This window comes from Aestuarium sp. (genome assembly GCF_023253315.1).
In the GTDB taxonomy this organism is placed as follows: domain Bacteria; phylum Pseudomonadota; class Alphaproteobacteria; order Rhodobacterales; family Rhodobacteraceae; genus Marivivens; species Marivivens donghaensis.
On the sequence record NZ_JALRGW010000010.1, the window covers coordinates 1 to 19063 of the forward strand.

Here is a 19063-nt window from a genome sequence, read left to right on the forward strand (position 1 = left end):
TACAACGCGGAAACCACCGATGCGGGACTTGGTTCCGTTGGCGAGGGTCACTTCGACCTGACGCTCTTCGAGGAGGTCCAGCGTCTCCAACTGGCGGATGATGGTCGCGGTCCGCTCCATGTCCATGATGAAGGACTTGCTGAGCTCCAGCATCCGTTCAGTCGCCTTGGACGGCTGATCGCCATCGAACAGCGGATCACCGATTTTTGCATGGATCATCTCGGACTCGGGATCGATCGCCATGTTGTAGGTCGTGCCGTCTGGCGACTTCACCAGCATGAAGGGATAGCGACGGACATAGGCGGGAACATACGCGCCTTTCTTCCAAGCGCCGTCTTTCGACACGAACATGTTCTCGCCCGTCTTACGACCTGTCACCGCAAAGGCGGTCGGCTCTGCGCCCTTGCCGCTGAACACGATCGGGTAGTCATGGCTGGCCGACGCAAATTCAGACCCTGCCAGAACGATCGAGTTTGCTTTCGCCGCAAAGCTCATCGATTTCGCAGGTCGCAAACGCAGGTCGCCGTGGGCCGCTTTGTTCAGCAGCGCGAGCGATTTGTAGAACATGGGCAGCTGCGGTGCTGCGGTCTCTGCTTTGGGGGTTTCGGTCGCCATAATCGTCCTCAGTTCAAAATACGTTACAGGCCCCAGTGGCCCGCGTTGCGCATAGTTTTAACTGAAACGACAGAAGCCTAAAGCCGAAAATCAGGTGGACAGTTCCGCTTCGATCAAATCGAGGATCTGGCGGTTGTCAGGTTTCGTGGTGCTGCCCCATGTGCCCTTGACCCGACCATCGGCACCAATCAGCACTTTGTTGAAATTCCACTGCGGGACAAAGCCATGATCCGTGGCGAGCCATTGATAGAACGGATGCGCCTCTGGCCCTTTAACATGGGTGATATCGGTCATCAGCAGGGTCAGGTTAAAGTTCAGCTCGCAGAACTCTTTGACCTCATCAATCGACGACAACTCTTGGCGGAAGTCGTCGGACGGCACGGCGAGGACGATCAGACCGCGATCTGCATAGGCATCGTAAACCGCCTGCATCGCGTCATACTGCGGCGTGAACCCGCAGCGGCTGGCCGAGTTGATCACCAGCACAGGATGCCCCGCCCAATCGGCGCTGTCGTGCATCCCACCATCCGCATTTACAAAGCTTACCCGTGGAAGAGGACTATCACCCGCCGCAAAAGACGGCAGCGCAGCAGTGGCGCAGAGGGTGCCCAGAATGGAACGGCGCGTCAGGGTCATAGTATCCTCCGATTGAGGTGTGCAACCTAAGATGGGGGTGATTGTAGCGCGGCCAGCGGCGTCGGCAACTCTGGTCCGATAGAGAGGGTTGCGCTATGGATTGGACATGTCCGTCGCCACCGCCCCCCTGCGCCTCGCGCCATCACCGACTGCCCGTTTGCTCTGCAACGGGGTTGAGGTGCCGCGCCCCTACGTGGCCCGCGCCACGGGTGGCCCTGTCGATGTGATCGCGCCAAACCCTCTGGCGAGCACCCTGCCCCACCTCTTGGAGGCACTACACAGCGGTCAGAGCTTCTGCATCTCGCCCCGTCCGTTCGAGGCCGATGACGAGCCAGAGTATATACACACGCTCACCTCTGGATCGACGGGCGCGCCGAAACGGATCCGCCGTAGCTACGCCAGTTGGGTGAGCAGTTTCGCCGTGAACCGCGACCTCTTTGGCATCACGTCTGACGACCGTTCTGCGATCCTCGGCAGCTTGGATCAGTCGCTCGCGCTCTACGCGCTCTGCGAAGGTCTATGGCAAGGCATCACCGTCGACGTCCTTAGCGACCTGCGCCCCGACCGTCAGACCGCCGCGATGGAACACACGACGATCCTCTATGCGACCCCCACGCAGCTGCGCAGCGCCCTCCTCCGCCCCCTGCCCGCCTTGCGGCTGATCCTCGTAGGTGGCGGCCATCTAGATGCAGCGACCAAAGCACGCGTCGCTCAGATGGCACCGAACGCGCGGCTGCATGAATTTTACGGGGCCGCAGAGACAAGCTTTATCACCCTATCCGATGCGACCACGCCAGAGGGCTCTGTTGGCGCGCCCTACCCCGGTGTTGAGATAGACATTCGCGATGGCCTCGTTTGGGTGCGCTCGCCCTACCTCTTTGACCACTACGTCGAGGGCTCCAGCGCCACCACGCAAACCCGCAAAGGCTGGGTCACTGTTGGCGAGATGGGAGAGATGCGCGACGGCTACCTCTTCCTCACAGGTCGTGCGGATCGCATGTTCACCGTCGCGGATCGCAACTACCACCCCGAAGCCGCAGAGGCCTCCCTATCCCAAATCGACGGCGTGCATGGGGTCGCTGTTTTGCCGATGCTGGACGACATGCGCGGGGCGGTTCCCGTCGCGCTCTATCACGGGATGATCGCGCCCGAGGACCTACAGACCGCCGCCCGTGCCAATGGCATCCAGATCCGCCGCGCCTACCGTCTGTCGGACTGGCCCGCCCTGCCCTCTGGCAAACCGAACCTCACCGCGCTGGCCGCCTTGCTGAGGAACCTCGCATGACCCCCCGCATCATCGCCGCCCGCCGCACTATCGTCGCCCCCAAGGGTGGCGCATTGTCGGGATACGCGCTGCACGACCTAGCTGCACCTGTGATGCTGGCCTGCCTCGCGGACGCTGGATTACGCCCCGAGGACGTGGACGAAGTTATCCTATCGAATGCCATTGGCGGCGGTGGCAATCCCGCCCGTGTCGCCGCACTCGCCGCTGGTCTGCCTACGCGCGTTGCTGGCCTGTCGATTGATCGACAGTGCGCGGGTGGCCTCGATGCGATTGGGATTGCGATGGCGTTGGTGCGCTCTGGTCAGGCCAAGGTCGTTTTGGCGGGCGGCGCAGAGTCCCACTCACAACGTCCGATCCGCATGGCGCAAACGCCTGACGGTCCCGTGGCCTATGACCGCCCACCATTCACCCCCTGGCCCGACCGTGACCCTGACCTAGCCGAGGCCGCGAATGCGCTGAACGTGCCGCGTGAACGGCAGGATGCTTGGGCCATTGATAGTCATGAAAAGGCCCTCTCTGCCCGCACAGCGCTTCGGTTTGAAATCGTGCCCTTGGGTGACGAATTGGACGACCCGTTCACCCGCCGCCTCGCCCCTCGTTTGGTCGCCCGCGCCCCCGTCGTCACCGGAGAGTTGACAGCTGTCAACACCGCCGTCTCTGCCGATGCTGCCGCGTTCTGCCTTGTCGTAGCCGAGGACGTTTTACCCGACCGTAATGCTCTGCTGCTGACCGACTACGCCTGTGTTGGCGGCGACCCGATGAACCCCGCGCTCGCCCCGATTGCCGCGATCAAAGCGGTCGCGGACGCCCCCGTCGATCAGGTCGAAATGATGGAGGCCTACGCCGCACAAGCCATCGCCTGCGTGGAAGGCACAGGGATCGATCCGCGCACTGTGAACCTCAAGGGCGGTGCTTTGGCCCGTGGGCATCCGATTGGGGCCTCTGGCGCGATCCTGATGGTGCGTCTGTATCACGACCTTGCGGGGACAAACCGCACAGGATTGGCCGCAATAGCAGCGGCGGGCGGCATCGGTTCAGCGATCAAAGTGCAGGGTTTTGGAAAAAGTTGACAGCTGTCAACTTTCAAACCCACGGAAGATCGCAAAGACATCCAGCGCGTCCCGCTCTGTCCTGAAATCGTTCACAGGATGGTCCGCCGCATAGCCAATCGCCACGCCAGCCACGACCATTTCATCGGCATCTAGCCCCAGATGGTCGTGGATCAAATCCCCGTAATTCGCCATCGCCCCAATCCCACAGGCCGCTAACCCTGCATCATGCACGGCGAGCAACATCGTCTGGATCGCCATCCCGAGGTCCATAAAGCACCCCGCGCCCATCTCACGATGGATCGTGATGATCATGCCCACAGGAGCGCCAAAGAAACGGTAGTTGTGCTCAAACTGAGCCTTCCGCCCCTCAAGGTCACGTTTTTCAATGCCCAAAGCATCGTAGAGCGCAAAGCCAGCGGCCCTCTGACGGGCTTTTAGATCGGCGGACATGGGGCGGGGGAAGTAGCTGTATTCGCTGACCTGAAGCCGATCCTCTGCAATTCCGTCGAGCAGGGCATCGGATAGGGATTTCAACGGTGTGCCAGTCAGAACATGGAACCGACCGGGCTGAAGGTTTGCACCCGAAGGCGCACAGCGGGCCAAGGTCAAAATCGTCTCTATTTCAGCGCGATCCACGGGTTGATCCGTGAAGGCGCGAACCGATCGACGATCCTCTATGGCCCGCCGCGTTTCCATTACTGACGCGACAGAAGGCTCTGCGGACGTGCCTTAACCAAGGCGCCAACCACGATAGCGGTCAGTACGACCTTGACCAAATCGCCAGGGATGTAGGTCGCCATGATGGTGATCGAGGCCATCAGACCCTTGTCCGTCAGCATCCAGAACCCGCCGATACCCATGACATAAAGCACGCCAATCCCGCCGATCAGCGACGCGATGCTAGATGCAACCATCGCATCAATACGCAGGTTCTGCATCACAAGACCCGTTACAAAGGCCGCGACGGGGAAACCGACGACGAAACCAGCGGTCGGCGATACGAAAACGCCTAAACCCCCGCGTCCCCCCGCCAAAAGCGGCAGCCCCAAGGCCACGAGGCCAATAAACAACAGCATCGACAGGCCACCGCGTTTCGCGCCTAAAACAGCGCCCGCAAGCATCACACCAAGGCTCTGCGCCGTCACAGGAATGCCCCAAGGCATCGGAATCGCGGGCAGAAGGCCCAAAACTGCAACGAGCGCCGCGAAAAGCGCGATCATTACAAGGTCGTTCTCTTTGGTTTGCATAATGTGTCCCCTCATTTGCGGGACCACATATCAGGGATTAAACGCTCCATCCAGCCCACCGCGTGCACGCAGCGCGAGCGCAACATGATCCGCATCTTCGAGAACGCTGACGATCAGGGGCAGAATGATGTAAAACGTGGGCCGTCTGGTGGACCGAGCACGAAAGGCGTCCGCCATATGATTGGCCCGTTCGAGAAGAACAGGCACGAACCGCACAACGAGGGCTATCGAGAGTGCAAGGGGCTTGGGTGACAGTCCGATAAAGCGGGCAGGGGAGGCAAGCCAGATCACAAGGTCGATCAGGTCGTCCAAACGGGTCGAAAGTGTCACTAAATTGGCCAAACTCACTGCAGTTGCCAACCGCAACACAATCGCGAAACCCGTGGCCGTATCACCCAAAACGACCTGCCAAAGCAGGATAAACCCGAGGAAAAACCGCAGCGGTTTCAGCATCCGGAGCCCTTGGGCCGCGAATTTCACGCCAAACGAGCGATAGAGCAGGGCGGTAAGTCCCGCAGCACCTGCGAGCAAAATAGGCGATTTCAGCAGGAATAGGATCACAATTGCGATGGATAGCAGCCCGAGTTTGACCCCAGCGCGCCAATCATGCAGCGGAGTGTGAATGTCAGAGGTGAGCGCCAGCATCATCCGCCTCCATCACCCGCAGATATTCGGGTAAAACGGTCTCTGGCGCACCATCCGCGATGATTTTTCCGCCCTCGATCCAGAGAACACGGTCATAATCAGCGATCACCGCCGGGTCATGCGTGATGTGAATCAGAGTCTGATCTAGCTGATTGAGTCTCTTTTGCAGTGCGCGCGTCGTCGGAATGTCCAACCCGCTGAACGGTTCATCTAGAATGATCACCGAAGGCGCCATTGCGAGGACGGACATGAGGCACACAAGGTGGCGTTGCCCCTGACTTAGGGTCGAAATGGGTCGCTTGGCCCAGTCCGGTTTGCCGAAATTGGCTAGGGTTTCATCGGTTTTCGTCGATGCATCAGCTTTTGACTGCCCGAGCTGGCGTAATCCGAAGGAAATTTCCTCTTCGACGGTCGGGAAAATGATCTGATGATCTGGATTCTGGAACAAAATGCCCACCGCAGAGAGCGCGGATTTTCGGTCATTCAGAACATCGATGCCGTCGATCAAAATTCGACCCTGTTCTGGGTGTATTAGACCCGAAATCGCCCGCGCCAGTGTCGATTTTCCAGAGCCATTTCGACCGACAATACCCACCCGCGTCTCGATTAGTTCGAGGGTGACCGCGTCTATCACGGTTTTGTCGCCGTATTGGCAGGAAAGGGATTGGATCTGGATCATGAGGTTAGGGGGTCATAGCTGAAGAACGATGTAAAGGGGTGAGAGTTGACAGCTGTCAACTTTGTTGACGGGACAGTGCAATCATCATCGGCATTGGTGAAAATCCGCCTTGTTCGGCCTTTTGGGTGAGGCGACGAAGGTAACCACCAGGCGATTTGATCTCTCCCATGCGTTGAAGGATGCCAGCACAGACAACAGAGGTGTTTTTCGGTCCCATGATTTTCATCGCATGATCCCACGTTTCAGCCGAGATCCCCATCATGGCCTTAATGACTGACATTGCAGAGATGAAATCGTGCCAACTGCGGAGCGGTCGATTGGCAAAATCGGCGACATCAGGACAAGCGGTTAGAACCATTGGAAGCGGAACGGTGCTTTGTTCAGATTCAATAGGAGTATTATTTGAATTAGATTGGTGCCGCTCATTTTGGCTGTCGGTGCCGCTCATTTCTGATGATTTACCAACAGTCATCCCTAGCAAGTGATGGAGGTTTTCCACAAGCGCGTGAAGCCGCGTTTTGAGCGATGTTAGTGTCGAAATGTCCAGTTTACGTCGGAGCATTTTGCCGAGTTCGATCAGCGCTTCGCGAGGTTTGGTCCAGCGATCGTCAGCGTGATCTTCCATGCCAAAACTTATGAGCTTGTCGGCATCGCGTTTTAGGATCACAACCGTATCGCGCAGTTCTTTTTTTTGGGCGTCTTCTTCGCGGATCTTTGTGGCGGCTTCGATGATTTCGTCGGCGCGCACCAAAAGGGGCCGTAGATCAAAGCCATAGGCCCGTAGAACGCCGGTTCTACTTTTGACGGCGTAGCGTTTACCATTTGGACTGTCGTTGCGCAGTATGATGCCCGCCTCGACCAGAGTGGCGATGTGACGGCGGAGCGTGCTTTCGGGCATGCCATGAGCGCGAGAAGAGAGCGTTTCGTTGGATGGAAACACGATCAACTGCTCGGACGCAGCGAGGTCGTCGCCGCGATGAAAGGTTAACAGCGCGTTCAGGACCGTGAGATCGCGGTCTGAGAGACCGAATTCTTTGCGTGCGGTGCAGAGTTCGCGGAAAAGCTCCCATTTGTTCGCGGTCGGGAGGGCAGGGGCTTGTTGACGAAGGGCGGCGCGTTCGATCAATCCAGCCGTTACTGGTCGCCGCCCAAAAGGCGTCGTTGCGTAAATGTCCATAGTTCATCACGGAGCAAAACTTTTTTGCCCGCCAGATTCGACGCCTGTTGACAGCTGTCAACTTTAGCCTGATATTCGGAAGTGCTAAAACACGAATAGGGCTCTCTGAGGTATCTGCTTTGGGGGGCCTTTTTCTTTGGGTTTTGCTGGGTCGTGCCTCCTAAGTTGTTGTTACTGCTCTATTATTCAGCCGTTCGACTGTTTCCAATCGCGGTGAATTTCTTCCAGATGCGCCACCAACCAATCGTCAAAGCCGTCTTTGGGTAGGGTGAGCACTGTTTTATTCGGTTTGCGGGCAACCTGCGCGATTTCGGAACCGTTGGCGGTGATCCGGTCCGGCTTGGCTGCGGGCGTTTTGGGCAAGGTTAGAGACTTAAACACGGCCTCGAACCGTTGATCTGATCCTTCACCGACGGCGTTCGCGGTAAGATCCCGACCGTTGAGCTGATCGGCAAGTTTGCTCCACCGATCGCGGCCGATGGTGGGCGCGGCCCCGATGGCTTCGATCAGGGGCAGGGGGATCGAGTCGACGATCGACAACATCCGCGAAATCACAGTTTTATCGACGTTGAGCGCGTCACAGATCACTTTACGTTCGTAACCAGCGTCCCGCATTTGGCGGGCAAAGTTGGCGCGTTCGATGAACGACAGATCGCGGCGGGCAGAGTTTTCCTGACCCTGGGCAATGACCAGTTCGCGGTCGTTTAAGACCCTAACCATGGCCGCAACGGGCTGTTTTAGCAGTTTCAGAGCCGCAACACGCCGCCGCCCGTAGACCACCTGATAGCGTTCGGGGTCATTCGGATTGGGGCGGAGCAGAACGGGAACCTGCTGGCCGTAAAGTTTGATACTTTCGGCGAGGGCAGGGATGTCATCCGTTTCCAGACGGTCCTGCATACCCGCATCGTCGATCATCCGCGGATCGACCTGAATGATCGAGCGGGACTTGAGTTCGGCGATGGATTGGCTCACGGCACCGATGGCACCCTTGCCGTAACGGGGTTTTGCGGGATCAACACGGGTGTCGGTTGCGGGCGCGGCGGTGTTGTCCATCAAGCCGGTCAGAATACCTTTACGCGCCATTGGTCCGCCCCCATGCCTCTTGAACTAGCGTCTCTATTTCACCGCAAACGGCTGAAATACTTTCAATCGCGCGGTCATAGGTGGACCGCGTGAATTGGGACTTTTCGATCTCCCACAAGGTTTGTTTTGTCAGGCCAGCGTCTGAAATCGCGGTCGATTTCAGCATCGTGTGGTTCAAAACATGCTCTCCGAACATAGAGCGCATGAAAGACACCATCTGGTTTTGCGGGCCATCACCGGGTTCATAACGGGTCACCACATAGCGCAGCCAGTCATAGGACATGTCACCGCCTGCTTCGGCCACAACGCCGAGGAGGTTTGATGTCATCAACAGGAACTGACACATCGACATCACGTCGAGCATCTGCGGGTGAACCGTCACTAACACAGCGGTCGCGGCCGAAAGGGCCGACATTGTTAAGAACCCTAACTGGGGCGGGCAGTCTACGATAACCACGTCATAATCCTCTTCCACATCAGCGAGCGCGTCGCCCACTCTAGTGAAAAAAAGGTTACCATCCCGTTGGGCCAGCGCGCGGGGGGTATCGTGCTCGAACTCCATGAGGTCGAGGTTGCCCGGAATAATGTCCAGATTTCGGAAGTAAGTCTTTTGAATCACGTCTCGAATTGGAACGGGGTTATCATAACGGATCGCGTCATAGAGCGTTCCACCGTCTAGAAGGTCAAACTCTGGCTGGAACCCATGCAACGCCGAGAAAGACGCCTGAGGGTCGATGTCGATCGCCAAAACGCGGTATCCGTCGAGCGCCATCTTCTGCGCTAGGTGCGCCGAGGTCGTCGTTTTACCAGAGCCACCTTTGAAGTTTATGACCGAAATCACCTGTAGATGATCGCCATCGCGACGACCGGGCATATAGGTGCCGGGAACCTTCGCGCCTTTTTCGAGGTATTCGCGAAGAGCTACGATATCGTCGGGCGAATAATAGCGGCGTCCGTTGCCACGGATTTCAGGATCGGGGCCTTTGGAGTCGAGACTAAGCTTGCGCAAATAGGCATCTTTGACGCCGAGCAGGTCAGCGACTTCACCACTGGTGAATTTGCGCAGCTCTTTGCTCGCGTTCGGCGGAAAAAGCTGGGCACGGTGTGCTTGCAACCGCTCTGATAGCATCGCGGCGTGTTGACCAACGATGGTATCAATACGTAGGTTTGTCTTGGGTTCTTGACCCATCTGACCCTCTCTTCTCGCCTCTGTGGCCACCGTTTGTTACGGTTTTTGCCGTTATTTTCGTATTTTGCGTATATTACTGCGACAGGATTTGGATTCTGGCAAGAGTTTTCCACAGATTTTGTGCAAACTTCTTTTTAGGTTGTGTGGTTGCACTTCCGCGTGAGTTGAGACCAAAGTCGCGACGTTGCTCGATAAGACTATATGTTAAGGCTTTCGTGACATGACTCGTAGCTCTCATATCGACCGCGTGATGCAGTCCCTTTCGTCCGGATCGGCAGCGGCGCGATCGCGTTTGGCGGCGTCGTGGCTGCGGTCGGCTAAGAATTATGGTCTAGATCCCGCGATGCGCGAAATGCGCGACTCGCTCGATTCTTCTTCATTGAAGGGCCGCATGGCCGCGATGGAGCGGGTGTTGCACGTTGCGTCGCCAAAGTTGGACAACCTCTTTGGGCTAATCGGGCATTCTGGTTGCGGCGTTCTATTAACGGACGCGGACGGGATCGTTCTGGAAAAACGCTGTTCCGACGGGGACTCGGAGGTGTTCAAGGAATGGGGCCTCTGGCCTGGTCACGATTGGAGTGAGGCTGCCGAGGGCACGAACGGCATCGGTACTTGTTTGGCAGAGCAACGACAGATCACCATTCACCGCACCGACCATTTCATGGCGAAAAATATCGCGATGAGCTGCATGGACGCGCCGATTTTCGGACCTGATGGGGCGTTGATTGCGGCGCTCGATGTGTCGTCGGCGCGGGCGGATCAGACCGAAGGCTATAACCGTTTGATTGGCGCGATGGTCGTTCAAACCGCTCAGCAGATCGAAGCGGAAGTGTTTCGGTCGTCGTTCGCGGGCAAACGCATCCTCGTGGCCGAAGGTGACGCAACGGGTGCGGCGCTATTGGCGGTGGATGGGGACGATATTGTTGTCGGTGCGACCCGCGCGGCACGTAAGGCGTTCGGTCTAAACGCGATGGGGCATCTCGCGCCGCGCCCTGCCGTGGACCTTTTGGGGCGTGACGGGCAGGAAACGGGCTTTGATCGTGGGGAAAAGGCGGCGGTGAAACGTGCGCTCGCTCGTGCAGAGGGTAACGTGTCGGCGGCGGCGCGGGCCTTGGGCATTGGGCGCGCCACGATGTACCGCCGTATGAAACGCCTCGGCCTCAGCGAAAGTGGCGCTGACCTGTCTCAGTAGTGAGACAGGTGGGGCAGGGCGGCTGAGACACCCCCCTGCACAAGGCCCCGTGATTCCATTCATCTCTTCTGCATACCGCGGCACACGCGGTTCTTAGGAGGAGAAATCACATGAACCAGATGACCCAAGTCGTCGACTATTTCGTTAACCCATTCAAAGATCGCTACGACAACTTTATCGGCGGTAAATGGGTTGCCCCAGTTTCCGGCAAATACTTTGACAACATCACCCCGATCACCGGTGAAGTGGTATGTCAGGTTGCCCGTTCCGACGCAGCAGACATCGAGCTCGCACTCGACGCAGCACATGCTGCAAAAGACGCATGGGGCAAGACTTCGCCCGCAGAGCGTTCGAACATCCTGCTGAAAATCGCAGACCGTCTCGAAGAAAATCTGCACCAGCTGGCATGCGCCGAAACCTGGGACAACGGCAAGCCGATCCGCGAAACCGTAAACGCTGACATCCCGCTGTCGGTTGACCACTTCCGTTACTTTGCTGGCGTTCTGCGCGCCCAAGAAGGCAACATGTCGGAAATCGATCACGACACCGTTGCGTATCACTTCCACGAGCCTCTCGGCGTTGTTGGTCAGATCATTCCGTGGAACTTCTCGGTTCTGATGGCAGCATGGAAACTGGCGCCTGCGCTGGCTGCGGGTAACTGCATCGTTCTGAAACCAGCAGAGCAAACCCCTGCCGCGATCATGGTTCTGATCGACATCATCGCAGATCTTCTGCCGGCTGGCGTTCTGAACATCGTAAACGGCATGGGCGCAGAAGTTGGCGCACCGCTGGCACGTTCGCCGCGCATCGCAAAAATCGCGTTCACAGGTTCGACCGAAACTGGCCGCAAAATCATGCAGGCTGCGACCGAAAACCTGATCCCTGTGACTCTGGAACTCGGCGGTAAATCCCCGAACATCTTCTTCTCGGACGTTATGGCCGAAGACGATGCGTTCCTCGACAAAGCGGTCGAAGGTTTCGTTCTCTTTGCCTTCAACCAAGGCGAAGTTTGCACCTGCCCGTCGCGCGCTCTGATCCAAGAAGACATCTACGATCGCTTCATCGAAAAGTGCATCGAGCGTGTTAAAGCGATCAAACAAGGCGACCCGCGCGATATGAACACCATGGTTGGTGCTCAGGCCTCCCAAGAGCAGCAGGACAAAATCATGTCCTACCTGCAAATCGGTCGTGACGAAGGTGCAGAAGTTCTGGTTGGTGGTGATGCTGCTCGTTTCAACGGCGACATCGCGAACGGTTTCTACGTTCAGCCGACCGTTCTGAAAGGCCACAACAAGATGCGCGTGTTCCAAGAAGAGATCTTTGGACCGGTTGTCTCTGTCACCACCTTTAAAGACGAAGCAGAAGCGCTGAAGATCGCAAACGACACCATGTACGGCCTCGGCGCTGGTGTATGGACCCGCGATGCGACCCGTTGCTACCGCTTTGGCCGCGCCATCGAGGCTGGCCGCGTCTGGGTGAACAACTACCACGCTTACCCTGCACACGCTGCATTTGGCGGCTACAAGCAGTCGGGTATTGGCCGTGAAACTCACAAGATGATGCTGGACCACTACCAGCAAACCAAAAACATCCTGATGAGCTACAACCCGAACAAGCTGGGCTTCTTCTAAGCCTTGCTTCCTCCAGCTGCGGACCCTTAGCCGGGGTCCGCAGTCCCTAATTATCAACGGCCACGCCCCTCCTCCCAGAGGGCGTGGCCGTTTGTTTATCTAACTTGGGCGATTGATGCTGGCGTGATGCAGCGCGCCTTGTCCAAGAGGCTCTCTGGGACGGCTTCTCCGTTCAACACCATTCGGGCTGTTGCCACAGTGCGCGAGGTCTGGAACCCGTTTGCTTGCGCAAAGGCATCCAGTTCAGCAACGCTTGTTGCATTTGCGATGCCTTCATAGAACCAAGGCTCTTCGGGGCATTTGTGGCGGGCGCGATCCGCGTCGCTCCATCCGCCGTTTTGGTTGTAGTTTGATTGCAAGAATGACGTCATCAATGACCCGACTGATGATGACGAAGTTGTGCTCGGGCCCGTGGTTGTTTGGCAGGCAGCCATCAGAGCGACGATAGGAATAAGGGTTAAAACTCTCACTTCGGAAACCTCCACTGTTAAATGGGGGTAGTTTAGGGAAAAGAGGTGACGATACAACCTAGGGTGTTATTTCCGGTCTAATCCTGAATCAGCTGCGCAGGCGTTGTTTGGGAATGTTGCTGAAATAGCGGTTGATCACATCGTCAGTGATCACCGACCGTTCCACCAGAATATCGAGCGCGTAGAGCGCGACATCGAACAGGCCCATGATCGCATCGCCGATGATGGCGAGCTTTTTGAGCTGTTCGTCGGTGAAGCTGTCCACGTTCCTCAGATCACGGACAAAGAACGCGTCGCCATCGACCGCTTGGGCAAAGTCGTGACGACGGATGCGGCCACGGTGCCGACGGGCGAGGCTGACGTGTTTCATTGACGCGAACCGCAGGAATTCGAAGCCCTGCGCGACGATCTCCGCCTCTAGCTCTCCGTATCTGGGTTCACCACGGTAGAGCGGGAACATGCGGACTTCGGTTTGGAGAGCGATCGCGTTGGAGAGTTTCTGTTTCCCGTGTTCGAGGATCGCTTTTTCGCTGCCCTGCACATCGATTTTGAGGAAATCGACGGTGGGCACCTCTTTGAGGCTGTCCAATTTGCGCGTCTTGATTTTGATCGTGCCTTTTTCAGTCATGCCCTTCACGAACCCAAGGTAGCGGGCACTGTCCTCATCGGCGGGGAAAATCGAGGTAAATCCGCCCTGCTGGTAGAGGTGTAATGTTTTTGATGTCCCATCCCCTAACGCGTGGGGTAGGTAGGTTTCATTGGCCGATTTGCGGTCATTTAGCGCGGCGAGGGCGTCCTCTTGGGGTTCAAAACCAAACACCTCGGCGTGTCCGTGGTCGAGGAGCGGTTTGTAGGACACATCCCCTTCGATCAGGGGGTTTGCGCCGATATCCAAGACACGCAGGCGTTCCGTTGGGCGCAGGTCCGCGATCAGCGTGTTCATTCGGTGAACGTCAGCAGGTGTCATATCAGTGCCCATTTCCTCATCCCCGAACAGGGTGACGGCTCAGGGCCTTGAGTTCAACCTCTACTTCCGACCCAATCCTGCTTCGACCGCGCTTGCGTGTTTGCGGAAGTGGCGGTCGATGAGGTGGGCGGCGTCGTCGGCTTTGCGGGCGATGACGGCGTCAAAGATGTCTTGGTGTTCGGCGCGGCTGTCGATGGGCATCTTGCGCCACGGGGCCGCGATCTGGATGTAGCGCATCCAATGCGTCTGATGCAGATCGCGCATATCGGCGAGCCAGCGGTTGCCGTGGGCGGCGACGGTGGCATCGTGGAAATCACGGTTGGCCTGTTCCCAGTGTTTTGCGCGTTCGGCGGGGATCGACTCTTCGACGCGGGCGAGGCGGTGGTGGGCAACGACGAGGCCGCTTTCCCAATCCTGATCGCCGCGTTCGATCGCCAAACGGACGCCCTGCACTTCGATCATGCAGCGCATATCGACCAATTCGCGGAAGTCGGACATGGACACAGGCGCTGCCTTGAACCCGCGCTGGCCTTCGGTCGTGACGAGGTTCTCAACGAGCAGACGCGACAGCGCCTCGCGCACGGTAGAGGAACCGACGCCATAGCGCGCACGCAGTTCTTCGACTCGCATTTTCGCCGAAGGCGCGATCGCCCCCGTGAGAAGAGAGTCGCGCAGGTCCGCGTAGACGCTTTCGATGGCCGTCTTGAACCCGTCTATGTCGCGTTGAAAAGCCACCGGCCCGTTTTTCCCATTCTTTGGTCGTATGTGCGTATATCGGTTGTCTGCTGGCTGCTGTCAAAGGTCAGAAAGTGCCGTTGCGTCAAACTGCAGAAAAACAAAGGAAATTTCGCGAATCTGCAAAACGGTTTACTGATTTTCAATTCTGTTGGTAAAAGATTTTACAAAAAAATACTGTTAGCGCTTATGTTTATGCGACCGTTGACAGGAAAATGGTGTATGATCACAGTCAAGTAGCTTGGGGAGAGGAGCCCCGAGCCGAGATTTACAGAATGCTCGGGAGGAATTTCATGACTGACAAGATTTATCCGCCGTCCGAAGAGGTGGTGAAGCGCGCTCATATCGACGCGGCGAAATACAAAGAGATGTATGCGGCTTCGGTGAACGATCCCGTGGCATTCTGGGGTGAGCACGGTAAGCGTCTGGACTGGATGCAGCCTTACTCGCAGGTAAAGAACACGTCGTTCGAACACGGCAACGTCGACATCAAGTGGTTCGAAGACGGCGTGATCAACGCAGCATATAACTGTGTGGACCGTCACCTCGCGACCCGCGGTGATCAGACCGCAATCATTTTCGAGCCTGACTCGCCAGATGAGCCTGCACAGCACATCACCTATAATGAGCTGTCCGAGAAGGTGAACCGTTTCGCAAACGTCCTGCTGAGCCAAGGCGTGATGCGCGGCGACCGCGTTGTGATCTATCTTCCGATGATCCCTGAGGCTGCTTACGCGATGCTCGCTTGTGCGCGTATCGGTGCTGTCCATTCGATCGTGTTCGCGGGCTTCTCGCCTGACGCGCTGGCAAACCGCATCAACGACTCTGGTGCGAAGGTTGTTATCACTGCTGACACCGCTCCGCGTGGTGGTCGTCGCACTGCACTGAAATCCAACTGTGACGCAGCGCTTCTGCACTGTTCGGACAAGGTGCGTTGCCTTGTTGTGAAACACACTGGTGATCAGACCACTTGGATCGATGGCCGTGACGTTGACGTGAAATACCTCATGTCCCACGCTTCGCCAGAGTGCCCTGCACGTCCGATGAACGCAGAAGACCCGCTGTTCATTCTCTACACCTCGGGTTCGACTGGTAAGCCAAAGGGCGTTGTGCACTCGACTGGTGGTTATCTGGTCTACGCAGCGATGACCCACGAATACACCTTCGACTACCATGAAGGCGACGTATACTGGTGTACCGCTGACGTGGGTTGGGTAACTGGTCACTCTTACATCGTCTATGGCCCGCTCGCTAACGGCGGCACCACCCTGATGTTCGAAGGCGTTCCGACCTACCCAGACGCTGGCCGTTTCTGGGCTGTTTGTGAAAAGCACAAAGTTACTCAGTTCTACACCGCACCGACCGCGATCCGTTCGCTGATGGGCATGGGTAAAGAGTTTGTTGAGAAATACGACCTGTCGTCGCTCCGCATCCTCGGCACCGTGGGTGAGCCGATCAACCCTGAAGCTTGGAACTGGTACAACGATGTTGTCGGCAAAGGCACACGTCCGATCGTTGACACATGGTGGCAGACCGAAACTGGTGGTCACATGCTGACACCGCTTCCGGGTGCAACCCCGACGAAGCCGGGTTCGGCAACCACACCGTTCTTTGGTGTGCAGCCAGTTCTGCTCGACGCGACCACTGGTAAAGAGATCGACGAGACCGAAGCTGAAGGCGTTCTCTGCATCAAAGACTCGTGGCCGGGTCAGATGCGCACCGTTTACGGTGACCACGAGCGCTTTATGCAGACCTACTTCTCTGACTTCAAAGGCTACTACTTCACTGGTGACGGCTGCCGCCGTGACGCAGACGGTTACTACTGGATCACCGGCCGCGTCGATGACGTGATCAACGTATCGGGTCACCGCATGGGCACCGCCGAAGTAGAATCCGCGCTGGTGGCTCACGCTGCTGTCGCTGAGGCCGCGGTTGTTGGCTACCCGCACGACATCAAAGGTCAGGGCATCTACTGCTACGTCACCCTGATGAACGGTGTTGAGCCGACTGCTGAGCTTCAGAAGGAGCTCGAAGTTTGGGTCCGCACAGAGATCGGTCCGATTGCTAAACCAGACGTGATCCAGTGGGCACCTGGTCTGCCAAAGACACGTTCGGGCAAAATCATGCGTCGCATCCTGCGCAAGATCGCAGAAAATGACACTGGAAGCCTCGGCGACACATCTACGCTTGCCGATCCGTCCGTTGTAGACGATCTTATTAAGAATTCGGTCCACAATAAGGGCTGAACAGTATGAACGCGGGAACTTCACCCGCGTTCTACTAAAACCCCGAAAGGGGGGAGGGAGCAGGGCGTACGCGCCCTGTTATATTACCCTTCGGTTGAGGGACCGAAGGTGGGGTAACTTGGAGGAAATTCAATGGCTAACAATGGCGACAACAACGCCTACTGGGCAGCCAACAAACGGATCATTGGCATCAGCCTCGTGATCTGGTTTGTTGTTTCGTTCGGTTTTGGCATCCTGCTGCGTCCGGTGCTTTCGGGCATCGCAATCGGTGGCACCGATCTGGGCTTCTGGTTCGCACAACAAGGTTCGATCCTTGTCTTTCTTGTTCTTATCTTTGTTTACGCTGCAAAGATGAACAAGCTCGACAAAGAGCACGGCGTGGACGAGTAAGGAGCACAACCAATGGATCAGTTTACGCTTAACCTGCTGGTTGTTGGTGCGACTTTCGCGCTCTACATCGGCATCGCGATCTGGGCTCGCGCCGGATCTACTTCTGAATTCTATGCTGCAGGCCGTGGTGTTCACCCGGTTCTCAACGGCATGGCGACCGGCGCTGACTGGATGTCGGCAGCATCGTTCATCTCGATGGCTGGTATTATCGCATTCGGCGGCTACGACACCTCGGCTTACCTTATGGGTTGGACCGGTGGTTACGTTCTGCTCGCAATGCTTCTGGCACCTTACCTGCGTAAGTTCGGTAAATTCACCGTGCCGGAATTCATCGGCGACCGTTTCTACAGCCAAACTGCACGTACCGTTGCGGTTATCTGTCTGATCATCGCATCTGTAACCTACGTTATCGGTCAGATGACCGGCGTTGGTGTTGCGTTCTCGCGCTTCCTCGAAGTGTCGAACTCGACCGGCCTGTTCATCGGTGCTGCGATCGTATTCATGTACGCTGTTCTTGGCGGCATGAAAGGCATCACCTACACTCAGGTTGCTCAGTACGTTGTTCTGATCATCGCATACACCATTCCGGCTGTGTTCATCTCGCTCCAGCTGACTGGCAACCCGATCCCGGGTCTGGGTCTGTTCTCTGACTCTGTTGCGACCGGCCAACCGATCCTTCAGGACCTCGAAGGTCTTCTGAGCGATCTCGGCTTCAAGTCGTACCTCGCACAGTCTGACACCACCCTGAACATGTTCCTGTTCACCGTATCGCTGATGATCGGTACTGCAGGTCTGCCGCACGTTATCGTTCGCTTCTTCACGGTTCCGACCGTTAAGGACGCACGTTCGTCGGCTGGTTGGGCTCTGGTGTTCATCGCGCTGCTGTACCTGACCGCTCCGGCTGTTGGCGCAATGGCTCGTCTGAACCTGATCAACACCTTCTACCCGAACGGCACATCGGAAGCTGCGCTTTCGCTGGCTGAAATCGAAGCTGGTGTAGACGCACAGGGCAACGACGTGAACTGGGTGAACAACTGGGCTAAAACCGGTCTGCTGTCGTTCGACGACAAAAACGGCGACGGCGCTATCACCTATGCAAACGGCGACGCAAACGAGCTGACCGTTAACCGTGACATCATGGTTCTGGCTAACCCTGAAATCGCACAGCTTCCGGGCTGGGTGATCGCACTGGTTGCTGCTGGTGGTCTTGCTGCTGCGCTTTCGACCGCTGCGGGCCTTCTGATGGCTATCGCATCGGCTGTTTCGCACGACCTGATCAAATCTCAGATCAACCCGAACATCTCGGAAAAAGGCGAACTGATGGCTGCACGTATCGCAATGGCTGTTGCTATTGCAGTTGCAACCTGGCTCGGCCTCAACCCTCCGGGCTTCGCTGCACAAACCGTTGCTCTCGCATTCGGTCTTGCTGCTGCGTCGATCTTCCCTGCGATCCTGATGGGCATCTTCTCGAAGCGCATCAACAACAAGGGCGCAGTGGCTGGTATGCTCGCTGGTCTGATCACAACCATCGTTTACATCTTCCTGCACAAAGGTTGGTTCTTCGTCGCATCGACTGCGTCCTTCTCGGATGCTGACCCGCTGCTTCTGTCGATCAAATCGACCTCGTTCGGTGCTGTAGGCGCTCTGATCAACTTCATCGTAGCTTACCTCGTGTCCAACGCGACCGAAGAAGTTCCGGCTGACGTTCAGGAGCTGGTTGAAAGCATCCGCATTCCGCGCGGTGCAGGTTCGGCTGTTGACCACTAAGGTTGACGTAGGTCAGTGCAAAACCTGACCCGTGACAATATGATCGGGCGCGGGAGT

The 19063-nt window shown here is 57.1% G+C and carries 19 protein-coding genes; 7 read left to right on the plus strand and 12 right to left on the minus strand.

Annotated elements, in window-relative coordinates:
• Together AC1QQ2_RS07105 and AC1QQ2_RS07110 are read right to left on the minus strand one after the other, a co-directional pair.
• On the minus strand, positions 1–615 hold a 615-nt coding region (locus tag AC1QQ2_RS07105; RefSeq protein ID WP_479712608.1), incomplete at its 3' end, for a SapC family protein.
• 90 nt (positions 616–705) lie between these two features.
• Positions 706–1251, minus strand: a complete 546-nt coding sequence (locus AC1QQ2_RS07110; RefSeq protein WP_249944677.1) for a glutathione peroxidase — start codon at positions 1249–1251, stop codon at positions 706–708.
• Between the two features lie 106 nt (positions 1252–1357).
• Between AC1QQ2_RS07110 and AC1QQ2_RS07115 the strand changes: the two genes are divergently transcribed.
• Entirely contained in the window at positions 1358–2536 is a 1179-nt protein-coding gene (locus AC1QQ2_RS07115) for an AMP-binding protein (RefSeq protein WP_479712609.1), read from the plus strand.
• Positions 2533–3606, plus strand: coding sequence for a thiolase family protein (locus AC1QQ2_RS07120; RefSeq protein ID WP_479712610.1), 1074 nt, complete (start codon positions 2533–2535; stop codon positions 3604–3606). The genes AC1QQ2_RS07115 and AC1QQ2_RS07120 overlap by 4 nt, the downstream gene beginning before the upstream one ends.
• 6 nt (positions 3607–3612) lie before the next feature.
• Here AC1QQ2_RS07120 and AC1QQ2_RS07125 read toward each other — a convergent pair whose 3' ends face one another.
• From AC1QQ2_RS07125 to repA, 7 genes are all read right to left on the minus strand, one after another.
• Entirely contained in the window at positions 3613–4284 is a 672-nt protein-coding gene (locus AC1QQ2_RS07125; protein WP_479712611.1) for a nitroreductase, read from the minus strand.
• Positions 4284–4835: a biotin transporter BioY gene (locus AC1QQ2_RS07130; protein WP_479712612.1), complete on the minus strand. Its 552-nt coding sequence runs from the start codon at positions 4833–4835 to the stop codon at positions 4284–4286. Before AC1QQ2_RS07130 ends, AC1QQ2_RS07125 begins: the two co-directional genes overlap by 1 nt.
• Before the next feature lie 30 nt (positions 4836–4865).
• Positions 4866–5480 carry an energy-coupling factor transporter transmembrane component T family protein gene (locus AC1QQ2_RS07135; protein WP_479712613.1) on the minus strand — a complete coding sequence of 205 codons (615 nt, stop codon included), beginning with the start codon at positions 5478–5480 and terminating at the stop codon, positions 4866–4868.
• A complete protein-coding gene (locus tag AC1QQ2_RS07140; protein WP_479712614.1) occupies positions 5461–6159 on the minus strand; it encodes an energy-coupling factor ABC transporter ATP-binding protein in 699 nt (232 codons plus the stop codon). The genes AC1QQ2_RS07135 and AC1QQ2_RS07140 overlap by 20 nt, the downstream gene beginning before the upstream one ends.
• 55 nt (positions 6160–6214) lie before the next feature.
• Entirely contained in the window at positions 6215–7336 is a 1122-nt protein-coding gene (gene repC, locus AC1QQ2_RS07145) for a plasmid replication protein RepC (protein ID WP_479712615.1), read from the minus strand.
• Between the two features lie 186 nt (positions 7337–7522).
• Positions 7523–8419: a plasmid partitioning protein RepB gene (repB, locus tag AC1QQ2_RS07150; protein WP_479712616.1), complete on the minus strand. Its 897-nt coding sequence runs from the start codon at positions 8417–8419 to the stop codon at positions 7523–7525.
• Positions 8409–9608, minus strand: coding sequence for a plasmid partitioning protein RepA (repA, locus tag AC1QQ2_RS07155; protein ID WP_479712617.1), 1200 nt, complete (start codon positions 9606–9608; stop codon positions 8409–8411). The genes repB and repA overlap by 11 nt, the downstream gene beginning before the upstream one ends.
• Positions 9609–9828: 220 nt before the next feature.
• On the opposite strand from repA, the gene AC1QQ2_RS07160 reads away from it, so the two are divergent.
• A complete protein-coding gene (locus AC1QQ2_RS07160; protein WP_479712618.1) occupies positions 9829–10800 on the plus strand; it encodes a helix-turn-helix domain-containing protein in 972 nt (323 codons plus the stop codon).
• Between the two features lie 110 nt (positions 10801–10910).
• A complete protein-coding gene (gene adh / locus AC1QQ2_RS07165; protein ID WP_479712619.1) occupies positions 10911–12431 on the plus strand; it encodes an aldehyde dehydrogenase in 1521 nt (506 codons plus the stop codon).
• Positions 12432–12526: 95 nt separating this feature from the next.
• Here the strand turns inward: adh and AC1QQ2_RS07170 are convergent, their stop codons facing one another.
• The 3 genes from AC1QQ2_RS07170 to AC1QQ2_RS07180 form a co-directional block, all read right to left on the minus strand.
• On the minus strand, positions 12527–12802 hold the full coding sequence (locus tag AC1QQ2_RS07170; protein ID WP_479712620.1) for a hypothetical protein: 276 nt from the start codon (positions 12800–12802) through the stop codon (positions 12527–12529).
• Positions 12803–12989: 187 nt separating this feature from the next.
• Positions 12990–13880, minus strand: coding sequence for an FkbM family methyltransferase (locus tag AC1QQ2_RS07175; RefSeq protein ID WP_479712621.1), 891 nt, complete (start codon positions 13878–13880; stop codon positions 12990–12992).
• 48 nt (positions 13881–13928) lie between these two features.
• On the minus strand, positions 13929–14603 hold the full coding sequence (locus tag AC1QQ2_RS07180; protein ID WP_479712622.1) for a GntR family transcriptional regulator: 675 nt from the start codon (positions 14601–14603) through the stop codon (positions 13929–13931).
• Between the two features lie 293 nt (positions 14604–14896).
• Between AC1QQ2_RS07180 and acs the strand changes: the two genes are divergently transcribed.
• From acs to AC1QQ2_RS07195, 3 genes are all read left to right on the plus strand, one after another.
• Positions 14897–16849: an acetate--CoA ligase gene (acs, locus tag AC1QQ2_RS07185; RefSeq protein WP_479712623.1), complete on the plus strand. Its 1953-nt coding sequence runs from the start codon at positions 14897–14899 to the stop codon at positions 16847–16849.
• 132 nt (positions 16850–16981) lie between these two features.
• The gene (locus AC1QQ2_RS07190; protein ID WP_067546907.1) at positions 16982–17239 is read left to right on the plus strand and encodes a DUF4212 domain-containing protein; all 258 of its coding nucleotides are present in this window, start codon (positions 16982–16984) and stop codon (positions 17237–17239) included.
• Positions 17240–17251: 12 nt separating this feature from the next.
• On the plus strand, positions 17252–19006 hold the full coding sequence (locus AC1QQ2_RS07195; RefSeq protein ID WP_479712624.1) for a sodium:solute symporter family protein: 1755 nt from the start codon (positions 17252–17254) through the stop codon (positions 19004–19006).
• Positions 19007–19063: the final 57 nt, after the last annotated feature.

Coding starts and splice junctions, on each gene's coding strand:
- AC1QQ2_RS07110 (WP_249944677.1), bottom strand. CDS start 1,251: ATGACCCTGACGCGCCGTTCCATTCTGGGCACCCTCTGCGCCACTGCT.
- AC1QQ2_RS07115 (WP_479712609.1), top strand. CDS start 1,358: ATGTCCGTCGCCACCGCCCCCCTGCGCCTCGCGCCATCACCGACTGCC.
- AC1QQ2_RS07120 (WP_479712610.1), top strand. CDS start 2,533: ATGACCCCCCGCATCATCGCCGCCCGCCGCACTATCGTCGCCCCCAAG.
- AC1QQ2_RS07125 (WP_479712611.1), bottom strand. CDS start 4,284: ATGGAAACGCGGCGGGCCATAGAGGATCGTCGATCGGTTCGCGCCTTC.
- AC1QQ2_RS07130 (WP_479712612.1), bottom strand. CDS start 4,835: ATGCAAACCAAAGAGAACGACCTTGTAATGATCGCGCTTTTCGCGGCG.
- AC1QQ2_RS07135 (WP_479712613.1), bottom strand. CDS start 5,480: ATGCTGGCGCTCACCTCTGACATTCACACTCCGCTGCATGATTGGCGC.
- AC1QQ2_RS07140 (WP_479712614.1), bottom strand. CDS start 6,159: ATGATCCAGATCCAATCCCTTTCCTGCCAATACGGCGACAAAACCGTG.
- repC (WP_479712615.1), bottom strand. CDS start 7,336: ATGGACATTTACGCAACGACGCCTTTTGGGCGGCGACCAGTAACGGCT.
- repB (WP_479712616.1), bottom strand. CDS start 8,419: ATGGCGCGTAAAGGTATTCTGACCGGCTTGATGGACAACACCGCCGCG.
- repA (WP_479712617.1), bottom strand. CDS start 9,608: ATGGGTCAAGAACCCAAGACAAACCTACGTATTGATACCATCGTTGGT.
- AC1QQ2_RS07160 (WP_479712618.1), top strand. CDS start 9,829: ATGACTCGTAGCTCTCATATCGACCGCGTGATGCAGTCCCTTTCGTCC.
- adh (WP_479712619.1), top strand. CDS start 10,911: ATGAACCAGATGACCCAAGTCGTCGACTATTTCGTTAACCCATTCAAA.
- AC1QQ2_RS07170 (WP_479712620.1), bottom strand. CDS start 12,802: ATGACGTCATTCTTGCAATCAAACTACAACCAAAACGGCGGATGGAGC.
- AC1QQ2_RS07175 (WP_479712621.1), bottom strand. CDS start 13,880: ATGGGCACTGATATGACACCTGCTGACGTTCACCGAATGAACACGCTG.
- acs (WP_479712623.1), top strand. CDS start 14,897: ATGACTGACAAGATTTATCCGCCGTCCGAAGAGGTGGTGAAGCGCGCT.
- AC1QQ2_RS07190 (WP_067546907.1), top strand. CDS start 16,982: ATGGCTAACAATGGCGACAACAACGCCTACTGGGCAGCCAACAAACGG.
- AC1QQ2_RS07195 (WP_479712624.1), top strand. CDS start 17,252: ATGGATCAGTTTACGCTTAACCTGCTGGTTGTTGGTGCGACTTTCGCG.